Source organism: Novosphingobium resinovorum, from assembly GCF_027922145.1.
Classification (GTDB): Bacteria; Pseudomonadota; Alphaproteobacteria; order Sphingomonadales; family Sphingomonadaceae; genus Novosphingobium; species Novosphingobium resinovorum.
Genome location: NZ_BSFC01000024.1, coordinates 410147 through 434583, shown reverse-complemented (window position 1 = coordinate 434583; position 24437 = coordinate 410147). Strand labels below are relative to the sequence as shown.

18 protein-coding genes are annotated in these 24437 nt (G+C 64.3%); 13 read left to right on the top strand and 5 right to left on the bottom strand.

Features of this window, described 5'->3' with window-relative positions:
• Positions 1–11: 11 nt before the first annotated feature.
• On the bottom strand, positions 12–848 hold the full coding sequence (locus tag PKE80_RS16985) for a GNAT family N-acetyltransferase (protein WP_271183512.1): 837 nt from the start codon (positions 846–848) through the stop codon (positions 12–14).
• 237 nt (positions 849–1085) lie between these two features.
• Here PKE80_RS16985 and PKE80_RS16980 point away from each other — a divergent pair, with 237 nt between their 5' ends.
• From PKE80_RS16980 to PKE80_RS16920, 13 genes are all read left to right on the top strand, one after another.
• Positions 1086–2639, top strand: a complete 1554-nt coding sequence (locus PKE80_RS16980; RefSeq protein ID WP_271183532.1) for an acyl-CoA ligase (AMP-forming), exosortase A system-associated — start codon at positions 1086–1088, stop codon at positions 2637–2639.
• Complete coding sequence (locus tag PKE80_RS16975) at positions 2636–3862, top strand: pyridoxal-dependent decarboxylase, exosortase A system-associated (RefSeq protein ID WP_271183511.1); 1227 nt, start codon at positions 2636–2638, stop codon at positions 3860–3862. Before PKE80_RS16980 ends, PKE80_RS16975 begins: the two co-directional genes overlap by 4 nt.
• A 174-nt stretch (positions 3863–4036) precedes the next feature.
• Positions 4037–4681, top strand: a complete 645-nt coding sequence (locus tag PKE80_RS16970) for an XrtA/PEP-CTERM system exopolysaccharide export protein (RefSeq protein WP_271183510.1) — start codon at positions 4037–4039, stop codon at positions 4679–4681.
• 1 nt (position 4682) lies between these two features.
• On the top strand, positions 4683–6206 hold the full coding sequence (locus PKE80_RS16965) for an XrtA system polysaccharide chain length determinant (protein WP_008829432.1): 1524 nt from the start codon (positions 4683–4685) through the stop codon (positions 6204–6206).
• A 10-nt stretch (positions 6207–6216) separates the two neighbouring features.
• Positions 6217–7212 carry a P-loop NTPase family protein gene (locus tag PKE80_RS16960; RefSeq protein ID WP_271183509.1) on the top strand — a complete coding sequence of 332 codons (996 nt, stop codon included), beginning with the start codon at positions 6217–6219 and terminating at the stop codon, positions 7210–7212.
• Positions 7209–8960, top strand: a complete 1752-nt coding sequence (locus tag PKE80_RS16955; protein ID WP_271183508.1) for a preprotein translocase subunit YajC — start codon at positions 7209–7211, stop codon at positions 8958–8960. The genes PKE80_RS16960 and PKE80_RS16955 overlap by 4 nt, the downstream gene beginning before the upstream one ends.
• A 13-nt stretch (positions 8961–8973) precedes the next feature.
• Positions 8974–10293, top strand: a complete 1320-nt coding sequence (locus tag PKE80_RS16950; RefSeq protein ID WP_271183507.1) for an XrtA/PEP-CTERM system-associated ATPase — start codon at positions 8974–8976, stop codon at positions 10291–10293.
• Positions 10294–10307: 14 nt separating this feature from the next.
• Positions 10308–11180, top strand: coding sequence for an XrtA system polysaccharide deacetylase (locus PKE80_RS16945; protein WP_271183506.1), 873 nt, complete (start codon positions 10308–10310; stop codon positions 11178–11180).
• Complete coding sequence (locus PKE80_RS16940; protein ID WP_271183505.1) at positions 11177–12253, top strand: FemAB family XrtA/PEP-CTERM system-associated protein; 1077 nt, start codon at positions 11177–11179, stop codon at positions 12251–12253. The genes PKE80_RS16945 and PKE80_RS16940 overlap by 4 nt, the downstream gene beginning before the upstream one ends.
• Entirely contained in the window at positions 12253–13503 is a 1251-nt protein-coding gene (locus tag PKE80_RS16935) for a TIGR03087 family PEP-CTERM/XrtA system glycosyltransferase (RefSeq protein ID WP_271183504.1), read from the top strand. Before PKE80_RS16940 ends, PKE80_RS16935 begins: the two co-directional genes overlap by 1 nt.
• Positions 13493–15055, top strand: a complete 1563-nt coding sequence (gene xrtA / locus PKE80_RS16930; RefSeq protein ID WP_271183503.1) for an exosortase A — start codon at positions 13493–13495, stop codon at positions 15053–15055. Before PKE80_RS16935 ends, xrtA begins: the two co-directional genes overlap by 11 nt.
• An 11-nt stretch (positions 15056–15066) precedes the next feature.
• The gene (locus PKE80_RS16925; RefSeq protein WP_271183502.1) at positions 15067–16962 is read left to right on the top strand and encodes an XrtA/PEP-CTERM system amidotransferase; all 1896 of its coding nucleotides are present in this window, start codon (positions 15067–15069) and stop codon (positions 16960–16962) included.
• 227 nt (positions 16963–17189) lie between these two features.
• Positions 17190–19493, top strand: a complete 2304-nt coding sequence (locus tag PKE80_RS16920) for an EAL domain-containing protein (protein WP_271183501.1) — start codon at positions 17190–17192, stop codon at positions 19491–19493.
• Positions 19494–19894: 401 nt separating this feature from the next.
• On the opposite strand, the gene zapE is transcribed toward PKE80_RS16920, so the two are convergent.
• The 4 genes from zapE to PKE80_RS16900 form a co-directional block, all read right to left on the bottom strand.
• On the bottom strand, positions 19895–21010 hold the full coding sequence (zapE, locus tag PKE80_RS16915; RefSeq protein WP_271183500.1) for a cell division protein ZapE: 1116 nt from the start codon (positions 21008–21010) through the stop codon (positions 19895–19897).
• Positions 21007–21324, bottom strand: a complete 318-nt coding sequence (locus PKE80_RS16910) for a PaaI family thioesterase (protein WP_271183499.1) — start codon at positions 21322–21324, stop codon at positions 21007–21009. The genes zapE and PKE80_RS16910 overlap by 4 nt, the downstream gene beginning before the upstream one ends.
• A 170-nt stretch (positions 21325–21494) precedes the next feature.
• The gene (locus PKE80_RS16905; protein ID WP_008832647.1) at positions 21495–22277 is read right to left on the bottom strand and encodes a succinate dehydrogenase iron-sulfur subunit; all 783 of its coding nucleotides are present in this window, start codon (positions 22275–22277) and stop codon (positions 21495–21497) included.
• 505 nt (positions 22278–22782) lie between these two features.
• Positions 22783–24435, bottom strand: coding sequence for an FAD-binding protein (locus tag PKE80_RS16900; RefSeq protein WP_271183498.1), 1653 nt, complete (start codon positions 24433–24435; stop codon positions 22783–22785).
• Positions 24436–24437: the final 2 nt, after the last annotated feature.

The following is a 24437-nucleotide window of genomic DNA, read 5'->3' as shown; positions in this document are numbered from 1 at the left end:
GACGGCGCCCTCTAGCCGCGCTTCGCACTTGCGGCAAGTGACCGCAGACCGATCCCGGCAAGAGAAGCCCAATTGCGCGCATCGAAAGGGCGGAACATGTCGAGCCGGTAGCGGGGCCGCTGGGTTTCCATCCAGTCCTGCTTGTAGGCATCGTCGCCGGTGCCGAAATCGACGAGATCCACGCGGTCGATCTCGATCACGTGGCGCATCAGCGCCGCCGTCAGTACGGAGCCGGGAGAAAGCGGCTTTGCGGCCTCCCGGTGGGCGAGCTTGTGGATGAACGCGGTGCCCCCCTCCACCGTCCACATCTGGGCGGCAATGGCAGGGCCTTCGGGAGCATCGGCAGCATGGGCCAAGGCAAGGCGCAGGCGGCCCGCCGTGCCCTCTGCCTCGGCAAAAGTACGCAGGAAGGCGGGCGAGCCTTCCTCGGGCTTCCAACTCTCGGAGTAGATTGCTTCGTACTGTTTCCAGGCTTCGGCGTCGAAGCGGGAGAACACCCGGGTCGTGACTTTGCCCGACTTGCGCTTGAGGGTCGTGCGCAGCTTTCCGGGGCGGCCGGCGAGATAGTCCTCGAAACTGCGCTCCATGACCGGAAGCACGCGATTGGTGTCGCAGACTTCGCGTCGAACGAGCCACCCGGCGGCCTTGAATGCTCTGGTGAGGGTGGACATGCTCCCGTCCTCTTCCGGCAATCCGTGAAGCGTCACGCGGTGTGTCCGGCGGGCCAGATCGCGAGCCAGAGCCTGCAGGGGAGCTTCGCCGCTGAGGATCGGTCTGAACCGGAAAGTGTACCAGTTAGCCAGTGCCGAAAGCTGGCCGCGATGCCCGCAGAGCGGAAGAATCGCCACGCCATCAGCTGATTTCGCCACCGCAAGCACTGGCAGGATGCCGCAGTGTTCGACCAAGCCCTGCCACCAGGCCAGTCGATCGAAGGGCGCATGCTGCTGCGCGTCGGAGAGCAGCCGCGCAAGCGCTTCATCCGATTGCACTTCCTTAAGATCGGAGTGATAGTCGATCTGCAAACTCGCCACGTACCCCTCGCGGAGCCTTTCCTTCTCATGCCCGGCCCAACAACGCTCGGCCCAATGTCCGATAGCGCCGAAAATCCGATCCTGCCGCTCGATCACCTCGTGCTGCGAGGGGTCGATTCAGATGACGCGCTAGTGCTGCGCGAAGGCGTGCTTAGCTGGAAGGATTTAAGAAGGCGTGTCTCTCTTCTTGCCGCTTGGCTGGCTAGCGAGGTTCCCGAGCGGGGCGCGCGGGTGGCGACGTGGGCGGCCAAGGGGGAACTCACCTGCCTCATGCCGATGGCGGCGGCGCGGGCGGGGCTGGTGCATGTTCCGGTTAATCCGCTGCTCAAGCATGCACAGGTCGCGCATATCCTTTCGGATAGCGGTGCTGTGCTGCTGATCGGAACGCCGGCCCGGCTCAAGACGCTGGAAGCGGACGACGTTCCCGCGCATTGTCGGCAGTTGGGGGAGGCAGAGGCACTTTCGACTGCGGCCGAACTCGACGGTGATATGCTACCTTCCGAGGCTGATCCCGATGACCTGGCCGCAATTCTGTACACCAGCGGATCCACGGGGCGCCCGAAGGGGGTCATGCTGAGCCACGCGAACATGTGGCTCGGGGCCGAAAGTGTCGCGGACTACCTAGGTCTGGCGCGGGACGACCGGACCTTGGCGGTGTTGCCGCTTTCGTTCGATTACGGGCAGAACCAGTTGCTTTCGACTTGGCATGCGGGGGGCTGTGTAGTCCCGCTCGACTATCTGATGCCGCGCGATCTGGTGAAGGCGGTGGAGAAGCATGCCATCACGACACTGGCGGCCGTGCCCCCGCTCTGGGTGCAGGTCACCGAAATGGAATGGCCGGTGCAAACGGCATCGCGCCTGCGGCGCCTAACCAACAGCGGCGGCGCCTTGACCGTGGACCTCGTTCGGCGACTCAGGGCGCTGTTCCCCCAAGCTCGGCTGTTCCCGATGTACGGCCTGACCGAAGCTTTTCGCTCGACATATCTAGACCCCGATCTCGTCGATACGCATCCCACGTCCATGGGCATGGCCATTCCCCACGCAGAAATACTTGTTATCAATGACTTGAATACTGTATCTCAGGATGGAGAAGAGGGGGAATTGGTCCATTGCGGACCACTGGTGGCGCAAGGATACTGGCAGGATCCGGCGCGCACCGCCGAACGCTACAGACCGGCGCCTGCCGCCTCGCGATATGGCGGGATCGCCGTCTGGTCTGGGGACCGCGTGAAGCGCGAGCCGGACGGTTTGCTGTATTTCGTCGGTCGCCGCGATGCGATGATCAAGAGCGCAGGCAATCGCATTTCGCCTCAGGAGGTCGAGGACGCCGCGCTTGCGACCGGGCTTGTCGCTGAGGCGGTCGCTCTGGGCGTGCCGGACGAACGACTGGGGCAGGCCGTTCATCTGGTGGTCCGGGCCTCGCCGGAAACTTCAGACGCAGTCGAAGAACTGCCACGTAAACTCATGCAGGAACTTCCGAATTTCATGCAGCCCAAAGTGATTCACTGGCGTGAAACGATGCCGGTCAGCCCGAATGGAAAGCTCGATCGTACCGGTCTTGCCACCGAGATCGTGCATGGGATCGAGCAAGGGGGGGCAGCCGCATGAAGCCGCTGGGGCCGATTCCGGTCGGGTACGAAGCCATCGGCGGCACGCTTGCTATCGGTGGCCGACCCGTGACGCATTGGGTCGAGGAAGCGGCGTCGACGCCATTGTTTCTCTATAGCAGCGACCTCATCCGTGGACGTGTGGCCGCGTTGCGCTCGTCGCTGCCTGGGCGTGTCGCTCTCCACTACGCAGTCAAGGCCAACCCGTTCCCGCCGCTGTTGGCGCTGATGGCCGGGCTGGTCGACGGGTTCGACATTGCATCGGGAGGGGAGCTCGAAATCGTCCGCGATGCGGGCCTCCCTTTGCATCACGTCAGTTTTGCCGGGCCGGGCAAACGCGACGCCGAACTGGAAACGGCGATCCTCTCCGGCGTGACGCTCAATCTGGAATCCGAGGGCGAAGCAGTCCGCGCCATCGCCATCGGTGATCGGCTGGGCATCGCTCCCCGTCTCGCCATTCGCGTGAACCCGGAGTTCGATCTCAAGGGATCGGGAATGAAGATGGGCGGCGGCGCCAAACCGTTCGGTGTCGATGCCGAACGGGTGCCTGCGCTGGTGCGCGAGGTCGTCGCCAGTGGTGCGGAATGGCGCGGGTTTCATATTTTCGCGGGAAGTCAGGCGCTCGATGCCGAGGCGATCGCCGAGACGCAGGGCCAGGCGCTGGCGCTGGCGGCTCGGCTCGCCGAAGACAGTGGAACGCCACTCCCGCACTGCAATCTGGGTGGCGGGCTCGGTATTCCCTATTTCCCAGGGGACACGCCGCTTGATCTTTCGCTCCTCGGCGAGCGCTTGGCTGCGCGACTGGAGACACTTCCCGAGGTGCTGCGGGACACGCAGTTCTGCATCGAACTGGGGCGCTATCTCGTCGGTGAAGCTGGCGTCTATATCGCGCGTATTGTCGATCGCAAGATCAGCCACGGCGAAGTCTTTCTCATCACCGATGGCGGGCTGCATCATCAGCTTGCGGCTTCGGGCAATTTCGGGACCGTGGTGCGGCGCAATTACCCTTCGGCGATCGCCACTCGTTTCGGCGCGGAAGTGGAGGAGGAAGCCTCGATCGTCGGATGCCTCTGCACGCCGCTCGACAAGCTGGCGGACAAAGGCGGTTTCCCTCGCGCCGAAGTGGACGACCTGATCGCGGTGTTTTGCGCCGGGGCCTATGGTGCCAGCGCCAGTCCGGCCAGCTTCCTCGGCCAGGGCCCCGCGAAAGAAATGCTAGTCTGACCGTACGTTAACGCCTGAATCGCTCGCGTCCCGATTTGGGACCGCCGTGGAATTAGCCTTGCAAGGCTAACGCAATATTCACCGTTTGCATCGATACGGGGGACTGAATTTTGCCGGGCCTGACTTGCGCGCATGGCGTGCGAAGCGGGCCGGGCGCAGGACGAGGACGTTTTGATGCCGCATCTTCCAGCCCGACTTCTGGCCGCTACCGCGCTTGCCAGCGTCGCCCTGACCGGATGCGGCGCCTCCGGCGGCCCTGCCCGGGAATTGCCGCCCGCGTCTTTCGTGTCGATGCAGGAAGGGCCGGGTGAGGAATACGTCATCGGTCCGCTCGATCAGTTGACCGTCTTCGTCTGGCGCAACCCCGAACTCGGCGCGAAAGTGCAGGTTCGCCCCGATGGCCGCATCACCACGCCGCTGATCACCGACATGCCCGCCGTGGGCAAGACGCCTTCGATGCTGGCCGAGGACCTGCGCCTTCAGCTGTCGCAATACATCGAGGACCCGCTGGTTTCGGTCATCGTCGACGGGTTCTCGGGCACGTTCAGCCAGCAGATTCGCATCGTCGGCGCCACCGAGAAGCCTGCGTCGATCCCGTACCGGGCGAACATGACCGTGCTCGACGCGATGATCGCGGTGGGGGGGCTTTCCGAATATGCCTCGGGCAACAGCGCGCGTCTGATCCGCTTCGACAAGACGGCGGGCAAGCAGCAGGAATACAAACTGCGCCTCGGCGACCTGCTCAAGAAGGGCGACAGCAAGGCCAACGTCATGCTGTCTCCCGGTGACGTGATCATCATCCCGGAAAGCATGTTCTAAGATGGATTCGCTCTACGAAGAACTGCTCGCCGGACTGCACAGCATCTGGCATCGTCGCTGGATCGCGCTGGCTGTGGCCTGGGCGGTCTGCCTTGCGGGCTGGCTGGTCGTGGCGCTGATCCCGAACAGCTACGAATCGCACGCGCGCATCTTTATCCAGCTCGACGACGCCCTGGCTGAGCAGGTCGGTATCGGCGTGGCGGACAAGAAGCGCGACATCGAGCGAATTCGCCAGACCCTCACCAGCGCCGTGAACCTCGAGAAGGTCGTTCGGGCGACGCGCCTCGGCGACACCATCGAGAACCCCAAGGCGATGGAAGCGGCGGTCCTCAAGCTGGGCAAGAACGTCAAGGTCGTGAGCCAGGAGGACAACCTCTTCGAGATCACCGCGACCGCCAACGACAGCTCCTTCTCCGATGCCGAGAACGCCAAGCTGGCGCAGAGTGTTGCGCAGAAGCTGATCGATATCTTCCGGGAAGAGAATCTCTCCGGCAATCGCGGCGACATGGTCGAGACGCTGGAATTCGTGAACCAGCAACTGCGCGCGCGTGAACGCGAGCTGGAATCGGCCGAGAGCAAACGCACCGCCTTCGAGGCGCAGCACCCGGAAATGGCGCTTGGCGGCGCCGCCGTGGCGCAGCGTCTGGAGAGCGCGCGTTCGACGCTGCGCGATATCGATGCCGACCTTTCGGCGGCGCAGAGCGCTTCGGCAGCGATCGACGGGCAGCTTGCGGGCACGCCGCGCACGATCGCGGGCGGTGCCGCGGATGGCGGGGCGCAGTCCTCGCTGGCGCGCGCACAGGCCGATCTCGCGGCGATGCGGGCGCGCGGCCTCACCGAGAATCACCCCGACGTGATCGCGGCCAAGAACCAGGTTGCGGCCTTGCGCGCTCCGGCGGCGCAGGAAGCGGCGAGCGGCGGCGGCACCATCAACCCGGCCTATTCCTCGCTCCAGTCGATCCGCGCCGAGCGGCAGGCGAGCGTGCAGGCGCTGCAGTCGCGTAAGGCCGCGACGCAGTCCGACATCGCCTCGCTGACTGCCTCCGCGATCTCCGATCCCGAACTCGCGACCCAGGCCCAGCGCATCAATCGTGACTACGACGTGCTTCGCCAGCAGTACGACAAGCTTCTCCAGGACCGCGAGGAACTGCGCCTGCGCGGCGAAGTGAAGACCGAGCGCGAAGCGGTGAAGTTCCAGGTCGTCGATCCGCCGACGAGCCCGCGTACGCCGGTCGCGCCGAACCGTCCGGTGCTGCTGCTGGGCGTGCTGATCGTGGGCTTCGCGGGTGGATGCGCCGGCGCCTTTGCCTTGAGCCGGGTGCGTTCGGTCTTCGCCACCACTGCGGGGCTGGAGAAGGCGACCGGCCTGCCGGTACTGGGCGCGATCTCGCACAGCCTGACCGATCGTGCACGGGCGCTGAGGGCCAAGCGTCTCAAGTATTTCTATGCCGGGACGGCTGCGCTTTGCGGACTGTTCGTGGTGCTGCTCGCCGCCGAGTTCATCCAGCGCGGCATGGTGGCGTGAGGGGACTGACATGACCGATCATCGCAAGATCCCCGTACCTGACCAGCCCGATGAACCCGAAGGCGAATCGCTGTTCGAGCGCGCCAATGGCCGGTTCGACTTCAACACGCTGATTGCGAAGCCGGTGGCGTTTCCGGAGCGGCCTGCAAGGCGCGCGCCCGCAAGGTCAGAGCCCGTTTCCGCTCGACCCGCACACGCGCCTGCAGCCGTGGTTCCGGCTCCGGCGCCTCAGCCCGCCGCAGAACCGGCGCCTGAGCCCGCACGCTTCAGCGATACCGTGCATCCCGTCGATCGCGAGCACCTGCGCGAGCAGGGCCTGATCGTGCCCGAAGGCGCGGTCACCGAGCTTCTGGAGGAGTTTCGCATCATCAAGCGCCAGCTGCTGGTTCAGGCTGCAGACCTGCGCCGCCAGAAGGCGGGGCCGATGGCACAGCGCGTGCTGATCTCCTCGCCGCATCCGGGCGAGGGCAAGACTTACTGCGCACTCAATCTCGCGCTATCGATCGCGGCGGAGAAAGAGAGCGAAGTCCTGCTCGTCGATGCCGACTTCGCCAAGCCTTCGATCCTCTCCGCGCTCGGCCTTCCGGGCGGTCCGGGGCTGATGGACGCGCTGATGGACGAGACGATCGACGTTGCGACTTGCGTGCTCGGCACCGACATTCCCGGGCTCTGGGTGCTCCCCGCCGGAGATACGACGGCGCATGATAGCGAATACCTGTCCAGTTCACGCACCGCCCGTATTCTCGACCGGCTGACGCAGGGTGCGGCCAACCGGATGGTGATCTTCGATTCGCCTCCGGCGCTGGCGGCTTCGCCTGCAGCCGAACTTGCCAAGTATGTCGGCCAGACCGTCGTGATCGCGCGCGCGGACAAGACCGGGCGAGGGGCGCTCGACGATGCGATCTCGCTGCTGGGCGCATGCCCGAACGTGCAATTGCTGCTCAACGCGGCCCAGTTCAGCCCGAGCGGTCGCCGGTTCGGCTCCTACTACGGATACAAGGGATGAGCCGCATGAAGCAGGCATCAGGCATGGTGGCGCTGGCCGTGATCGCTCTTGCGCTACCGGCAGCCGGCCATGCCCAGTCGACCGGCTATGGCGGCGGCATGAGCGGAGGCATGGGGAGTTCCGGTGCCGGGATGGGCGGCGACAGCACATCCGACACAGCTTCCGGCAAGTCCGACCGCGCTTCGCGGCGCGGTGCCAAAGGGCAGGGCGGCAAGCGCATCGAGATCGCGCCTTATATCGAGGTCGACCAGATCGTGACCGCCGAACTGTCCCCCGGTAGCGACGTGCTGACCTACACCCAGGTCGCGGTCGGCGTGGACGCCTCGATCCAGGGCCGCAACAATGGGGCTTCGGCCTCGGTGCGCTATCAGCGCCAATTCGGCTGGGGCAAGAAGGCAGGCGACGGCGACGCTATCAGCGGCGTCGTGCGCGGCTACACGACCATCGTTCCGGGTGTGACGGTCGAAGCGGGCGCGCTGGCCTCGCAGGTCAACGTCGAGAACGGCGGTTCCGCGCTCGCCGCCGGGCCGCTGTCGGGCAACGGCAAGTCGACGGTCTACTCTGTCTACGGAGGCCCTTCGGTAACCAAGCGGATCGGCGATCTCGATGTGGGCGCCAATTACCGGGCCGGTTTCACCAAGGTCGAGCAGTCCAACGCCGCGCGCAATCTCCAGACCGGCGCAGCGGCCGATGTCTTCGACAAGAGCGTCGTCCAGTCGGCGGACGTCCAGGCGGGCTTCGCGCCGGGCACGGTGTTACCGGTGGGCGTGGGCGTCGGCGGCAGCTTCTATCAGGAGGACATCTCCAACCTCGACCAGCGTGCCCGCGACATGCAGGCCCGTGCGATGGTCACCGTGCCGGTCAGCCGCACCGTGCAGGTGGTCGGCGCGATCGGCTATGAGGACGTGGAGATTTCCAGCCGCGATGCCGTGCGCGATGCAAACGGCCTGCCGGTGCTGGGCTCCGATGGCCGCTACGTGACCGACAAGTCCTCCCCGCGCGTAATGGCCTACGACGTCAGCGGCCTCATCTGGGACGCCGCCGTCATGTGGCGCCCGAGCCGCCGAACCTCGCTGTCGGCCCATATCGGCCGCCGCTACGGCTCGACCAGCTTCGGCGGCACGCTAGCCTATGCGCCGAGCGACCGTGCCCAGTTCAACGTCGCGGTCTACGACAACGTCTCGGGCTTCGGCGGGCAGGTCAACCGCGCGCTCGACCAGTTGCCGGATGACTTCGAGGTCGTGCGTGATCCCGTCACCGGCGAATTGCGCGGCTGCGTCGCCTCGCTGGAAGGCGGCAGCTGCCTGTCCGGCGCACTTGGCTCGCTGCGTTCGTCCACTTTCCGGGCGCGCGGCGTGACGGCGAGCTACTCGATGAAGTTCGGCCGCATGCGTGCAGGTCTCGGTGCCGGATACGACCGCCGCAAGTACATTGCCGCGCGCAACACCGTCCTCGCCTCCGCAAACGGCGTGCTGGACGAGAACTGGTGGCTGGCGGCCTATGTCGGCGGCGATCTGGGCCGCGACGCGGGCTGGTCGGCCAACGTCTACGCCAACTGGATCAGCAGCAACGACCCGCTGACCGGCGACGTTGCCGGCTACGGTGCTTCGGCCAGCTACTACAAGATGTTCGCGCCGCGCCTGCGTGGTACGCTCGCTGTCGGCATCGACGGGGCGAAGTACGATACACCCTCCATCGACGACCTGTGGACCGCCTCGGCGCTCGCGGGTCTGCGCTATACCTTCTGAGGAGAGAAACCCGATGTTCGACGACTTCTACGGGCTCGACGCCAGGCCTTTCCAGCTGACCCCCGACCCCGCGTTCTATTTCGAGAGCAGCACGCACAGGAAGGCGCTGTCCTACCTCGGCTACGGCCTTGCCCAGGGCGAGGGCTTCGTGGTCATCACCGGCGAGGTCGGTGCGGGCAAGTCCACACTCGTCGCCTACCTGATGGCGACCATCGATCCGGCGCGCATGACCGCCGCCAACGTCGTGACCAGCGCGCTCGACGGCGAGGAGATCGTCCATGTCGTCGCGCAGTCGTTCGGGCTGCCGGTGCAGGGCCATGACAAGGCCTCCGCGCTCGGCACGCTGGAGGCGTTCTTCCATGACGAGGCGCGCGCCGGCCGCCGCTGCCTGCTGATCGTCGACGAGGCGCAGAACCTCTCGGTCAGCGCGCTGGAGGAGCTGCGCATGCTCTCCAACTTCCAGCTCGGCTCGCACCCGCTGCTGCAGACGTTGCTGCTCGGCCAGCCCGAGTTCCGCGAGACTCTGCTGGAGAGCAACCAGCTCGAACAGCTGCGTCAGCGCGTTATCGCGACGCACCACCTCGGCCCGATGCACGTGCGCGAGGTCCAGCCTTACGTCGAGCACCGCCTCGGCTGCGTCGGCTGGAAGGGTAACCCGAGCTTCGATCCGGCACTGTTCCCGGCGATCCACGAGGCGACCGGCGGTATTCCGCGCCGCATCAACCAGATCGTCAATCGTTTGCTCCTGCTGGGTGCGGTGGACCGCCGAGAGCACCTCGACGCCGCGATGCTCGAGCAGGTGCTTGACGAGATGAATGACGACGGCGCGCTGGCAGTGGTCACCAAAGTCGCGGAGCCCGAGGTTGCCGCTGCGCAACCGGTGGAAGCCGCGGGTTTCGCAAGTGCGCCGGTGCAGGCGATCGATACCTCCGTTGTCATGGCGCTGATCGAGTCGGCACTCGCCGATCGCGAGGCGCTGGATACGGAAGGCGCGACCGCGCTCATCGAGGCGGCGCTCGCTCATCGCGACATGCTCGACACCGCCGGCGCCAATGCGCTGATCGAGGCGGCCATGGCCGGGCGCGACGCGCAGTTCAGTGAGCTGCACTCGGCGATCGCACAACTCACCGCTGCTGCCGAAGAGCGCGAAGCCTCGGCACGGCAAGCGCAGGGCGAGCAGTTCGGGGCGCTTGAGCAGCAACTGGCGGATGCCATCGCCCGCTCGGACAAGCTCGAGGCGCGCCTCGGCGAGACCGAGCGCACGCTGCGTCACACGCTGACCATGCTGATCGAGTGGATCGAGAGCGGCGACGGCCAGCGCAACGTCGCCTGAGGGAGTTCTACCCCATGTCGGTGCCGATCAACGGCCTGTCGGTCGATGTCGAGGACTGGTTCCAGGTCGGCGCCTTCGAGAAGGTGATCGACCGGGAGAACTGGAACTCGCTGGCCACGCGCGTCGAGCGTAACTGCGACGAAATCCTGCGGCTTTTCGCCGACGCGGGGGTGAAGGGCACGTTCTTCACCCTCGGCTGGGTGGCGGAACGGAATCCCGCCTTGATGCGGCGGATCGCCGAAGAAGGCCACGAGGTCGCCAGCCATGGCTGGGATCACGAGCGCGTGTTCCGTCTCGGCAGGGAGGCCTTCGCCGCCGACATCAACCGTGCCCGCAAGGTGATCGAGGACGCCTCGGGCCAGGCGGTCAAAGGCTACCGCGCGCCCAGCTTCTCGATCGATGCCCGTACGCCCTGGGCCTTCGAGGTGCTGGCGGAGCAGGGCTATGTGTATAGCTCCAGCGTGGCTCCGATCGCGCATGACCATTATGGCTGGCGGGAGGCTCCGCGCTTCGCGTTCCGGCCTATCGTCGATGCTGAACTGATCGAGATCCCGGTCACGACCGCCCGGTTCGCCGGACGGCGGCTGGCGGCAGGCGGCGGCGGCTTCTTTCGGGTGCTTCCTTACGGGTTCTCGCGCTGGGCGATCCGGCAGGTGAACCGCGATGATCGGCGGCCGGCGGTGTTCTACTTCCATCCGTGGGAGATCGACCCCGATCAACCCCGAGTCGAAGGCGCGCCGCTGCGCTCGCGTTTCCGGCACTATACGAACCTGTCGGTGATGGCCGACAAGCTGGAGCGACTGGTCGGCGAATTCCGCTGGGGCCGCATGGACGAACTGGCCGCGCGCGAAGCCTTGCGCGCCGAACCGCTGGCCTTCGCCGCGTGAACGCGCCCTTCGTGCCACTGACAGCGCAAGTCCGCCTCGTCGATCTGACCGACCCGGGTGAGGTCGCGCGCCTTCAAGGCTTCGTGGCGCGCCATCCGCAGGGGACGCCGTTCCATCGCCCCGCATGGTTCGTCTCGGTGGCAAAGGCGACCGGCAACCGCGCGCTGGCGCTCGTTCAGGAGAAGGGGGGCGAGATCGTCGCTTTCCTGCCGCTCGATGCCATTCATTCGCCGGTATTCGGCCGACTGCTGGCCTCTACCGGGTTCGCGGTCGGTGGCGGGCTGCTGGCGACCGGGGACGCCGATACCACCGCCGTATTCGCCGCCGTTGAGGAACTGGCACTGCGCCTCACCTGCCCGACGATCGAACTTCGCGGCGGGGTACTTCCTCCGGCGGGCGATGGCTGGGCACTCAAGACCCGTTCACACGCCAACTTCGCCCGCCCGCTCGCGGCTGACGACGAAGCGCAACTGCTGGACATCCCGCGCAAGCAGCGCGCCGAAGTGCGCCGCTCGCTGGGCATGGACCTGACGATCGAGATAGGCACTGCGGAAGCGGATCGCGCCGCACATTACGCCGTGTTCTGCGAAAGCTATCGCAACCTCGGCACGCCGGTCTTTCCCCGAGCGCTGCTCGATGCGATCATCGATGGTTTCGGCGACGATGCGGACATTCTCACGGTGCGGCATCAGGGCGTGCCGGTGGCGAGCGTCATCAGCGTCTATCATCAGGGCGCCGTCATGCCGTATTGGGGCGGCGGAACCTGGGACGCCCGGCGCCTCAGGGGCAACGACCGGATGTACTACGAACTCATGCTCCACGCCCGGCGGCGCGGCTGCACGGTATTCGACTTCGGCCGCTCGAAGACGGACAGCGGGGCCTATAATTTCAAGCGCAACTGGGGCTTCGAGCCGGAGCCGCTGACGTATGCGACCTGGACGGCTCCCGGCATTGCCAGGCGCGATGCCGACCCGACGAGCGGCAAGCTCTCGCTTCAGATCAAGCTGTGGCAGCGCCTGCCTCTGGCAGTGGCCAATCGCCTCGGCCCGCTGATTGCACGCGGTATCGGCTGATGGGTGAAATTCTGTTCCTGGCGCACCGCATCCCGTTTCCCCCGGATCGCGGTGACAAGATACGCTCCCATCACGTGCTCAAGGCGCTTGCCGCACTGGCTCCGGTGCACGTGGCCACATTCTGCGACGACGAGCAGGACCGTGCGTTCGAGCCGGACCTTGCCAACCTTGCCGCAAGCTATCGCCTGGTCGAGCGGTCCAAGTCGCTGCCGGTCGCCGGAGTGCAGGCACTGGCCAGCGGTCGGCCGATCAGCCTCACCGCGTTTTACGACAAGCAGCTCGAAGCCTATGTGCGCGACCTGCTTGCCGAGCGGGACATCGATACCGTCTACGTTTTCTCCGGCCAGATGGCCCAATACGTGCCCGGCGAATTCCGTGGCCGCGTCGTTGCCGACCTGGTGGACGTCGACTCCGCCAAGTTCGAAGCCTACGCCGCGAAAGGACGTGGCTTTCGATCATGGATGGAGCGGCGAGAGGGCCGCCTTCTGCGCCAGGAAGAGGCGAGGATATGCGCAGGTGCCTCCGTCACGTTGCTGATAAGCGGCGCCGAAGTGGGCCTCCTGCGTTCGCGCCTCGCCAGTGATAGCCATGGAGAGCGTTACGGCGAGCATGGCCGCGTGCGGGCAATGGGCAATGGCCTTGACGCCGCATATTTCGACCCCGGCGCAGTAAGCCCGGAACCGCGCATGATAGAGAAGGGCGCGCCGCGCATCGTCTTCACCGGACAGATGGACTACGCGCCCAACATCGAGGCCGCCACGCGCGCCATCGATCGCGTGTTGCCGCTCGTGCGCCAGACCTGTCCCGACGCCACGCTGCATATCGTAGGCCGCAATCCGCCACCGGTTCTGCGGGACCGCTCGGGACGGGATGGCATCGAAGTCTGGGGCAGGGTGGATGACATCCGGCCGTGGCTCACCGCTGCGGATGTCGCCCTGGTGCCGCTCGAAATCGCGCGCGGTGTGCAGAACAAGGTACTTGAAGCGATGGCGATGGGCTTGCCCGTAGTTCTTTCCCCTGGCGCGGCGATCGGCATCGACGCGCTCGACGGGCGGGATTTCGCGATGCGTGACGGCGATGCCGCGATGGCACAAGCCGTCCTCGACCTCGCGCGCGCGCCAGAGGCCGCGAAACTGATGGGTGCTGCTGCCCGGACGTGGATCGTCGGCAATGCCAGCTGGGAGGCCGCACTGGCGCGCCTTCCCGAATATCTCGGAACGATGAGCGAGGCGCTTACGGATGTCGCCTGAGCTGGCCGCATCCATTGCGGGGCCCGCCCGTGCGTGGCGCGCTCTTTCGCCGCAATGGCGCGGCGCTCTCCCGCGCCTCGGCGCGGCATGGCTGGTGCTGCTGGCCGGCTTTGCGGGAGACTGGGCGGCGATGGCGCGGCAGTGGTGGGACATTTCCACCTACAACCATGTCCTGCTGATCCCTGTGATCCTCGGCTGGCTAGTCTGGCAGCGCTGGCCACAGTTGGAGCAGCTTACGCCCCTGGCCTGGTGGCCGGGCCTGGCCTTGCTTTCGGGCGCGGCGTTCCTGTGGTTGCTAGGGGCAATGTCGGGGCTGGACCTTGCCCGGCAGGCGGGAGTCGTGGCCATGCTGGGGGCATGCGTCCCCTTGATCCTTGGTGTCAGAATCAGCGCGGCGCTGGTGTTCCCACTCGGCTATCTTGTGTTCTTGGTCCCCGTCGGTGAGGAACTGGTAAACGTCCTGCAGACGATTACCGCCGAGATCACAATCGCCCTGACGCACCTCAGCGGCATTCCCGCCGAGATCGACGGTGTCTTCATCAATACGCCGGCCGGTCTCTTCGAGGTCGCTGAAGCCTGTTCGGGCGTGAAGTTCCTCATTGCCATGGCCGCATTCGGCGTTCTTGCGGCCAATGTCTGCTTTCTGAGCTGGCGTCGCCGTACGGCGATGCTGCTGGCCTGCGTGGCCGTACCTATCCTGGCGAATGGCGTTCGTGCCTGGGGTACGATCTATGCCGCCCAGATTTTCGGTATCGAGGCGGCGGCGGGCTTCGACCATATCGTCTACGGCTGGTTCTTCTTCGCGATCGTGCTGGCGCTGGTGATCGCGTGCGCCTGGCGATTTTTCGATCGGCCCCTGAATGCTCCGGTGATCGACCTTGTCGCCATTGAGAATGCCTCCTGGCTGGGTCGTCTGGAGGGCTTCGCCTTTCCCGGCACTGCAGCGTTGGTCGGGTTCGCGCTCGTGCTGGGCGCGGCGCGGTGCTGGGCGCTTGCGGCGGATACTATCGCCGCGCCGATGCCCGCGCGCATCGACCTGCCTGTAGTCGAGGGATGGACCCGCGTGGACTACGCGCCGGCGATTTGGTGGGAACCGCGCGCTCAAGGCTCCGATCATCGCCTCCTCGGGCGCTACCGCGATGCCAGGGGGCATCAGGTCGATGTCTTCGTCGCGCTCTATGCCAGTCAGGGAGAAGGGCGCGAGGCCGGCGGTTTCGGCCAGGGCGCGCTAGTCCCCGCCAGCGCCTGGGCGTGGCAGGCACCCGGGCCCTCTCTCGAAGGTGGAAAGGGCGAACGCCTCCTCGGCAACGGCAGTGTCGAGCGGTTGGCCATGACGTGGTATCGTCAGGGCGCCCTTTTGAGCGGGAGCAATGCCGGGCTCAAGCTCGCGGTGATCGCCGACCATCTGCTGTTCCGGGCGGAACCCACGACCATGCTGATTCTTTCCGCCGAAGACATGCCGCGTGGCATGGCCGAGCAGTCGATCGCTTCCTTCCGCGCCTCCACCGGATCGCTTGCGCGCTGGATGGACGGTATCGCTCAGGTCAGGTAGGTCGAGCGACGATGTGCGGGATCGCTGGAATCTATCATCTGGAAACGCCCAAGCCGGTCGATCGCGCCCGGGTCGAGGCTATGTGCGACGCCATCGCGCATCGTGGGCCTGACGGGCAGGGCGTATGGACGGCACCGGGCGTTGCCCTGGGGCATCGCCGCCTGTCGATCATCGACCTGGCAGGCTCACCGCAACCCATGGCCTCTCTCGATGGCCGCGCGATGCTCGTCTTCAATGGCGAGATCTACAACTACCGCGAACTGCGGCATGATTTGAAGGCGGCTGGGGAGCATTTCCGCACCGATGGCGACAGCGAGGTCATTCTGGCAGCCTGGCGGCGCTGGGGGCCGGATTGCGTCACTCGGCTGTTCGGCATGTTCGCCTTCGCGATCTACGATCTGGATGCACGCACGCTGTTCCTTGCGCGCGATCGACTGGGCGTGAAACCGCTGTACTACGCGCAGTTGAGCGACGGAAGCCTGGCCTTTGGCTCCGAACTCAAGGCCCTGACCGCTCATCCGCTGCTACGGCGGGAGATCGACCCGCTGGCCGTCGAGGATTACCTCACCTGGGGCTATGTCCCTGACGATCGCGCCATCCTGAAGGGCGTCTCCAAACTGCCGGCGGGACATTCTTTGCTGCTGCGGCATGGGGCGCCGATGCCGCGCCCGGCGCAGTGGTGGGACGTCTCCTTTGCAGAACGGCGCAAGGGTAAACCCGCCGACCTTGAAGCCGAACTGCTGCATCTGATGCGCCAGGCGGTGTCATCTCGCATGGTCGCCGATGTCCCGTTGGGCGCGTTCCTGTCGGGCGGCGTCGACAGTTCCAGCGTCGTCGCATTCATGGCCGAGGCGAGCGGCAATCCGGTACGCACCTGCTCGATCGGATTCGATGTCGCCGGGCTCGATGAGAGTGCCTATGCGACGAAGATCGCGCAGCGCTTCGGCACGAACCACGCCTCTCGGATCGTTTCCCCCGACGACTTCGCCGCCATCGACCAGCTCGCGGGCATGTTCGACGAACCGTTCGCCGACGCCTCTGCCCTCCCGACGTGGCGGGTCTGCCAGCTGGCGCGTGAATCGGTTACGGTGGCGCTGTCGGGGGACGGTGCTGATGAGGCGCTCGGTGGCTATCGCCGGCATGTGTTCCAGGCCGGCGAGGACAGGGTCAGGGCGTTGTTGCCGCAATCGCTGCGGGGGCCGGTATTCGGAGCGCTTGGTAAGGTCTATCCGAAGGCCGACTGGGCTCCGCGGCCGTTGCGCGCGAAATCGACCCTTCTCGCGCTGGCGGGTGATTCTGCGCAAGGCTACGCGCGTTCCATGGCGTTTCTGCCGCCCGAATTGCGCGACCGCCTCTATTCCGACGAGTTCCGCCGTCTGCGAGGCGATTACCGCGCCGAGGACCCGGTGCTCGCGCTGATGCGCGGGGCGCCGGCTCGTTCCGGGCTCGATCGCGCCCAATATGCAGACCTCAAGGTCTGGCTGCCGGGCGACATTCTCACCAAGGTCGATCGCACGAGCATGTCGGTCAGCCTCGAGGCGCGCGAGCCGCTGCTGGATCACCGCCTGATCGAATTCGCGGCGAGCTTGCCGGAGCGGATGCGCGTACAGGGCGGGCAGGGCAAGTGGCTGATGAAGCGGGCGATGCGGCGCTATCTGCCCGATGACGTGCTCTTTAGGCCCAAGCAGGGCTTCGTGACGCCGATCGCGCAATGGTTTCGTGGTCCGCTCGCCGAAACGGCCCGTGACATTGCGGGAGGAACTGCCTTGGCGCGCACCGGCTGGTTCAATCAGCGGCGCCTCTTGGGTCTCGTCGACGCGCATGTATCGGGAACTTCGGACAATTCCCGATTGCTCTGGCAGATGCTCATGCTTGACAAGGCATTTACCTCGCTGGGTGTCAATTAATCGGCCCGCTTGACGGCGCTTTGCCCGGAAATTCGGCGTTTCGGGCCGACCACGCCATTAACTACACAGTTTCTTAGTACCTTTGCGATAGCTCATGCCCACCAGAGCCTCATTTGCAGGGCATGAATGAACAGAATCGGTCGCCATCACCAGTATTCAGAGCGGAAGCCTGCCGCGCTGGTGAAGTGCGCCTGGGGCAACCTCACGGTTCGGGCAGGGGGAAGGCCATGACCGACGTGTGGGGGCAGTTCCGCAGCTTCTGGAAAAGGCCGCGTGTCCGGATCGTTTTCTGGGCAGCGTTGACGGGCCTTGCGATGGGTATCAGCGGTCTTGGTCTGCCGCTTGAGGACTACTTGCGCAACGTGCGCTGGATGTCCCGCACACAACCGGCGAGCGGCGACATCGCCATCGTTCTGCAGGACTCTCAGACTCTTATTCAACTCGGCGCCAATGACATCTCTCATGGTAACGACGCAGATGCGATCAACCAACTCTTTGCTGCAGGCGCAAAGCGAGTCTTCTTCGACCGGTCGTTTTCGATGCCGGGTAACGCAGCTGACGATGCCAAGTTTGTGGCAGCGCTGAAGGCGAACCATGGAAAGGTGGTGCTGGGTGCTGCGGTGGACAGCAATGGCCAGATGGGTAACTTTGCCGGCAAGATTCCGCTTCAGGCTTATCGCGACCATGCCGGAGTGGCATCGGTGCTGGTTCGCCATCGCCCACTCAATCAGAACGTCCAGCTTCCTTATGCATCTGGAAGCCCGGTGGGCAAGATTCCCTCCCTTGCAGCTGCGATTGCCGGGGTGAATGGCAGCACCGACGAACTGTTCTTCCCGGACTTTTCAATCGCCGTCAGTTCGTATCCCACTTTAACTTATATCGATGTGATGCGCGGTCATTTCGATCATTCGCTTGTTCGCGGCAAGAATGTTCTGATTGTTCCGGCTGCAGTAACCTTCAATGATATTCATTCGATCCCCGGTCAGGACGTTAACGCACCGGGGGGCTATTTCCATGCGATTGGCGCCGATACTCTGAAGCTTGGCATGCCGCGTGAGTATGGCTGGTTTCCTGCATACCTGCTGGTTCTGGTCGTTATTGCATCGGGTCTTGGCCGAGGGCGCGTCCTTGACGTCTACCGTTTTACGGGCCTGGTTGCGGTGGTGGGTGCTGTGCCGTTCCTTTTGGACTATGTAAATGTCCAGGTTGAGGTCATTCCTGCCTTTTCCGTGGCGCTGGTGGCTGTCATTCGTATGCGGAACCTCGACAGGGTCGAGGAGGCGGGAGAAACCAACACAGGTTCGGGCTTGCCCAGCGTTCAGGCTTTGCGCAATTCGCCTGATCTGTCCACGCGCATTCTGGTTGCCCTGAAAATCCGCAACTACGGTGGGATCATCGGCAGCTTCGCCGAGCATGTCGAAGCGCAACTCGCCAAGGAGATCGTGCGACGTATCCGCATCAGTGACGAAAGCGTCCTGATCTATCACGAAGGCGGAATGTTCGTCTGGCTGTCATCTATCCGCAGCACTTTCGACCTCTTCGAGAATCTCGAAGGTTTGCACAGGATCGTCCAGAATGGCATCCAGGTAGGTGGTATCGACATCGACCTGTCGTTCAACTGCGGCATCGACTCGGATTTCGATCGTCCGCTTTCGGGCCGGGTCGCCAGCGCCATGCAGGCAGCCGAAGAAGCCGTGCGAAATGACGAACTGGTCTATCAACACGATGCCCGCAAGCATGAGGCGCAGTGGGAAATCTCGCTGCTGACATCGCTGGATCGCGCGATCGACAACGGGGAAGTCTGGGTGGCCTACCAGCCTAAGCTCGACTTGCGGTCGAACCGCATCAGCGGAGCCGAAGCTCTGGTTCGCTGGACTCATCCCGAGCGCGGACCGATTAGCCCGGATAAGTTCATCCGCATTGCCGAGGAATTTCACCGGATCGAGCGCATCACCCGTTTCGTCATCAACGACGCGGTGAGGGTTGCAGTCGAACTGGAGCGCCATGGGTACGAGATGACGATGTCCGTCAATATTTCGGCCCAACTCCTGCGCAATCCGGGCTTGCCTGGAATGATCGCGGAAATTCTCGCGGCGCATGGCCTTTCGCCTAACCGCCTGATTCTTGAAATCACTGAAACCGATCGTCTCGATCGCAGCTCCAAGACGTTCCAGATGCTCCAGCGCCTGGTCCAGTCCGGTTTGCGCCTTTCGATCGACGACTTCGGCACCGGTAACGCGACGATCGATTATCTGCGCTACCTGCCTGCAAGCGAAGTGAAGATCGACAAGACATTCGTGTCGTCGATGGAGGGTAGCAAGGAAGATCTGCTGCTAGTGCAGTCGATCATCGAGATGGCGCACTCGCTGGACCGCGTCGTCGTGGCCGAAGGTGTCGAGACTGCTAAGGTTTTGGAGATGCTGTCAGGCCTCAATTGTGATCTAGTTCAGGGTTATCATGTGAGTCGCCCTGTCCCATTTCGGGATTTCTTGGACTTCGTATCCGGCCGGAGGGCGCGTTTGATTGGTTAAAAATTCCTTGATGACTCGTTAACTAACTATTATCCATGAGTTCGACCGTAGCAATGCGGTCGTTCACATGGGGAATGAAGATGAACAAGGACATCTGGGGCGGTGGTTGGTGGGGCGGCGGTCTCTAATAGAGATTTCCGTTGCACTAGTCCGAGATAATTGACTCGGATCACTGCGAATAAAAAGAAGCGCTTTCCAGAAGAACTCCTGTCTTTTGGAAAGCGCTTTTTCTTTATCTACTGCATATGTTTGTGCAAATGGGAATGAGTAATAGCGCCAGATGTGCATGCAAACCGCCGCCATTAGTTGGTTAACCAACTAATATATCGGACGATGCCGCGCAAAATTATGCGGCTTCGGCATAACGAAGCGCATCCCGATTCGGGACTTGTTAACGAAGTTTAGCCTTCGCCGTGGCCGAGTGCGAGGTAATCTGCGCTCTGCATTTCATTAAGGCGGCTGATCGTGCGGTCGAATTCGAACCGTCCAGTCCCGGATTCATACAAATCCTCAGGAGCTGCATCAGCAGCTGCAATCAGCTTGACCTTGTTTTCGTAAAGTGCGTCTATAAGCGTCACGAAGCGTGCCGCCTCATTTCGACGGTCCGGCCCCATCTTCGGAATGCCGACGAGGATCACCGTGTGATAGGCGCGGGCGATCGCGAGGTAGTCCGCCGCACCGCGAGCCTCCCCGCAGAGCCGCTTGAAGCTGAACACGCCGACGCCCTTGAGGCTCTTCGGGACGTGAAGCATCCGGCCGCCGCCGACGTCGATATCCGCCGACGGAACATGTTCGCTGTCTTCGGGGGGGTAGTCGGTGAGACGGTAGAACGCCTCTCGCGCAGCTTCCGTCGAAGGTTCTCCGAGCGGTTCGTGCCAGGTCGCCATGCCACCGAGGCGCTGCATGCGATAGTCCGTCGGGCCGTTCAGGGTTAGGACGTCGAGTTCCTGCTCGATCAGTCCGATGAACGGCAGGAAATGCTCGCGGTTGAGACCGTCCTTGTAGAGCTCGGAGGGCGCGCGGTTCGACGTCGTTACGATCGTCACGCCTTCGTTGGCGATCAGGTACGTGAAGAGCCGGCTCATGATCATCGCATCGGCCGAGTTGTTGACCACCATCTCGTCGAAGGCGAGGCAACGCACGTTTCTAGCAATGGCGGCGGCGACCGGCGGGATCGGGTCGCCGGTTTCCTTCTTGCGCTCGTCGCGCAGGAGCGCATGGACTTCCAGCATGAAGGCGTGGAAGTGCACGCGGCGCTTGCCGGGAATGTCGAGCGTCTGGACGAACAGGTCCATTAGCATCGACTTGCCGCGTCCGACACCGCCCCACATGTAGACGCCGCGTGGCGTGACGGCCTTCTTGCCCAGCAGCTTGCCGAAAAGACCGGTCGAGGACGACGACTTGTAGAATTCGCGTTGCAAACGGCTCAGTCGCTCGGCGGCCGCTGCCTGCTCCGGATCGGAGCGCAGTTCGCCGGTCGCGACCAGCGCCTCGTAGCGTTCGAGCATCGCGCTCATCGTGGCGCGCCCGGCTTGCGCAAGGTACCCATGAAGCTGGCGACGAGATGGTCGCCCTGCTGCACGGTGCCGCGCATAAATGCGAGGCGACCGGTTTCTTTCATCACTTCGGACACGACGTCGAGCGGCTCGCCGATGCGGCCGGCGCCGATGAACTGGTTGGTCAGTTCCAGCGTCACGCCGCCGATCATCGCCGGGCCGACGATAAGGCAGGCGGCGGCGAACATGCCCACGTCGATCATCGCCAGGGTGACGCCGCCGTGGATCGCATCGAGGATGTTGCTGTGCCGCTCGTCGACTTCAAGCAGTCGCAAGCACGCGCTCCGCGGGCCTTCGGGGCGGACGATCATCCGGCCCAGCCCATGGGAGTTGAACCGAGGTCCCTCGTTCAGTTCCCATGTGTGCCAGCCCGGAAACTCCGGGTCCGGCTCATGGACGAATGCATTCTGCACCACGGCGACGCAGCCCGATCAGACCTGTCCTGTCAGACCTGTCGCTCGGCCTGCATCTTCTTGATTTCGGCGATGGCGCGCGCGGGAGAGAGGCCCTTGGGGCACACGTTCGCGCAGTTCATGATGGTGTGGCAGCGGTAGAGGCGGAAGGGATCTTCCAGCTCGTCAAGGCGCTCGCCGGTCATCTCGTCGCGGCTGTCGGCCAGCCAGCGGTAGGCCTGCAGCAGGATCGCCGGGCCGAGGAACTTGTCGGAGTTCCACCAGTAGCTCGGGCACGAGGTCGAGCAGCACGCGCACAAAATGCACTCATAGAGGCCGTCCAGCTTCTCGCGCTGTTCGGGGCTCTGCAGGCGCTCCTTGCCCGACGGGGTGGTTGAGACGGTCTGCAGCCAGGGACGGATCGAGGCGTACTGCGCGTAGAAGTGCGTGAAGTCGGGCACGAGGTCCTTGATCACGTCCATGTGCGGCAGCGGAGTGATGCGGATGTCACCCTTCAGGTCCTCGATCGCGGTGGTGCAGGCGAGGCCGTTCTTGCCGTTCATGTTCATCGCGCACGAACCGCAGATGCCTTCGCGGCACGAGCGGCGGAACGTCAGCGAGGGGTCGATCTCGTTCTTGATCTTGATGATCGCGTCAAGGACCATCGGACCGCACGCATCGAGGTCGATCTCGAACTGGTCGTAGCGCGGGTTTTCGCCCGAGTCCGGGTCGTAGCGGTAGACGGTGAACTTCTTGACCTTGGTGGCGCCCTCAGCCTTGTGCACGTTGCCGCGCTTGCTGATCTTGCTGTTCGCCGGGAGGGTGAAGGTCGCCATGGTAGAATCCCCGTGATCTTGCAGTGCGGCATGAACCGCTTTGTGGTCCCCCTCTAGCGATTCGTCCGCATAGGGCAAGAGGTGACTATGGAGAGGTGAGCGGTGGAATATCGGGAAATGCACCGATATCGGCGCTGCAGCGGGCCTTGCGGGCGCATGGCGCGCAAGTGCCGTTGCGAAAGTCGCGGGCGTCGAGGTTTACACGGTTTACACGGTCCAGAGGGAAAAGGTGTCACTTTGCGCGGTCTGGCCGCTGCCATCCCACGAAAATCCGCCATTCCTGTGCTGGAATGTGTTACCTTGTGTGTAACCTTGCGGCGCCGATGTGTCACCTTGGGTGTCACTTTACGATCCCGGGGTGTCACCTTGCGGGCCGGACCTGTCACCTTGCGACGGAAAGCCGCGAGCCGGAACACGGTGCCTCGGATCGAAAACAAAAGAGTGAGAACGCAAGAGGACATGGCCGGAAAAATACTCCGCCCATGTCCCTGTAGGAAAGCTGCGGTCAGTAGTTCGGCAGATGCGTGCCGAGGTGCTTTCCGGCGATGTAGCCGAAGGTCATGCCCGGACCGAGCGTGCCGCCTGCGCCTCCGTAGGCCTCGCCCAGCACCGCCGACATGACGTTGCCCGCCGCGTAGAGGCCCTGTATCGGATTGCCGCTCCAGTCGAGGACCTGCGCATCGGCGTTGGTCTTCGGACCACCGGCGGTGCCGAGCGCCCCGGCTTCCATCTTCACCGCGAAGAATGGCCCCTGATCGATCACGCCGAGCGTGCGGTAAGGCGGTTCGAACTCCGCATCGCCCCACATGTAGAAGTTGTCGTAGGTGTTGTCGCCGCGGTTGAAGTCGTCGTCGTGGCCCTTGCGGACCAGATCGTTGAAGCGCGTCACCGTCGCCGCGAGCCCCTGCGGATCGATCCCGGCCTTTTCGGCGAGTTCCTCCAGCGTGTCGGCCTGCATCATGAACGAGGGCACGGGACCGCCCGGGGGCGTGTTGAAGGTCTGGTACTTGCTGCGATAGCGCTGGTCGATGATCAGCCAGTACGGCAGGTTGGCGTAGGCGTGCGTACCTGCATCGAAGGCGTGGAGCGCCTTGCCCATGGCGTTGTAATTGGCCGCCTCGTTCACGAAGCGCTTGCCCGCACGGTTGACGAGGATCGCGCCGGGGCGCGCGCGTTCGTCCGAACCGAGCAGGTAGTTCGGCTTGGCGGCGCGGTGCTGGGGCTGGAATTCCAGTACGCTCTGCTGCCAGAAGGCGTGCTGCATGTTGCCGAGCTGGGCGCCCGCCTCGATCGCCATGAGCAACCCGTCGCCCTCGTTCTCGGGCACGCTGACGGGGCCGGTGAGGGGGCCGCGCAGGAAGGTCTTCACCAGCGTCTCGTTCCACTCGAAACCGCCGGTGGCGATGACGACGCCGCGCCGGGCGCGCACGCGGTAGTCGCGGCCACCCGCATCCTCGGCGACGACGCCGATCACCCGATCGCCGTCCTTCACGAGCTTGCGGGCGCGCTTTTCGAACTCGACGGGAATGCCGCGATCGATCACCGCGAGGAACAGCGATCCCGCCAATGCCTGACCCAGACCGCGATAATCGCCTGCCTCGCGCTCGGCGAGCGTCGCTTCGTCCAGCGTGCCGTTGATCGCTTCCATCAGGCTGCCGCGCACCGGGTAGGCCATCTTGGTCGGGTTCACGCGGGTCGCCCATTTGCCGAGCCGTTCGAACGAGAAGGCATCGTTGTCGAGCGAGCGGCCGCCGTCGGGCTTGGCGCCGGGCATATAGGGCTGGTAATCGGGGAAATCGGCATAGGCGTGGAAGCGAACCGGCGTCTTGTCCGCGAGATAGCGGATCATCTCCGGCCCGGTTTCCATGAAGGCCATGAGCGTATCGGGATCGAGCGCGCCGGGTGCCAGCGAGTCGAGATAGGCGACGACATCTTCGTCGTCTTCGGTGATCCCTGCTTCGAGCTGGTGGTGGTTGCCCGGAATCCACAGCATGCCGCCCGACATCGCGGTGGTGCCGCCGACCATGCCGGTCTTCTCGAGGATCACCACGTCCTTCGCGCCGAAATCATGCGCGGCGATCGCTGCGGTCATGGCCGCGCCGCCCGATCCGAGCACGACGACGTCGGCCTCGAGATCCCAATTCGCGTCTTGTGTCATCC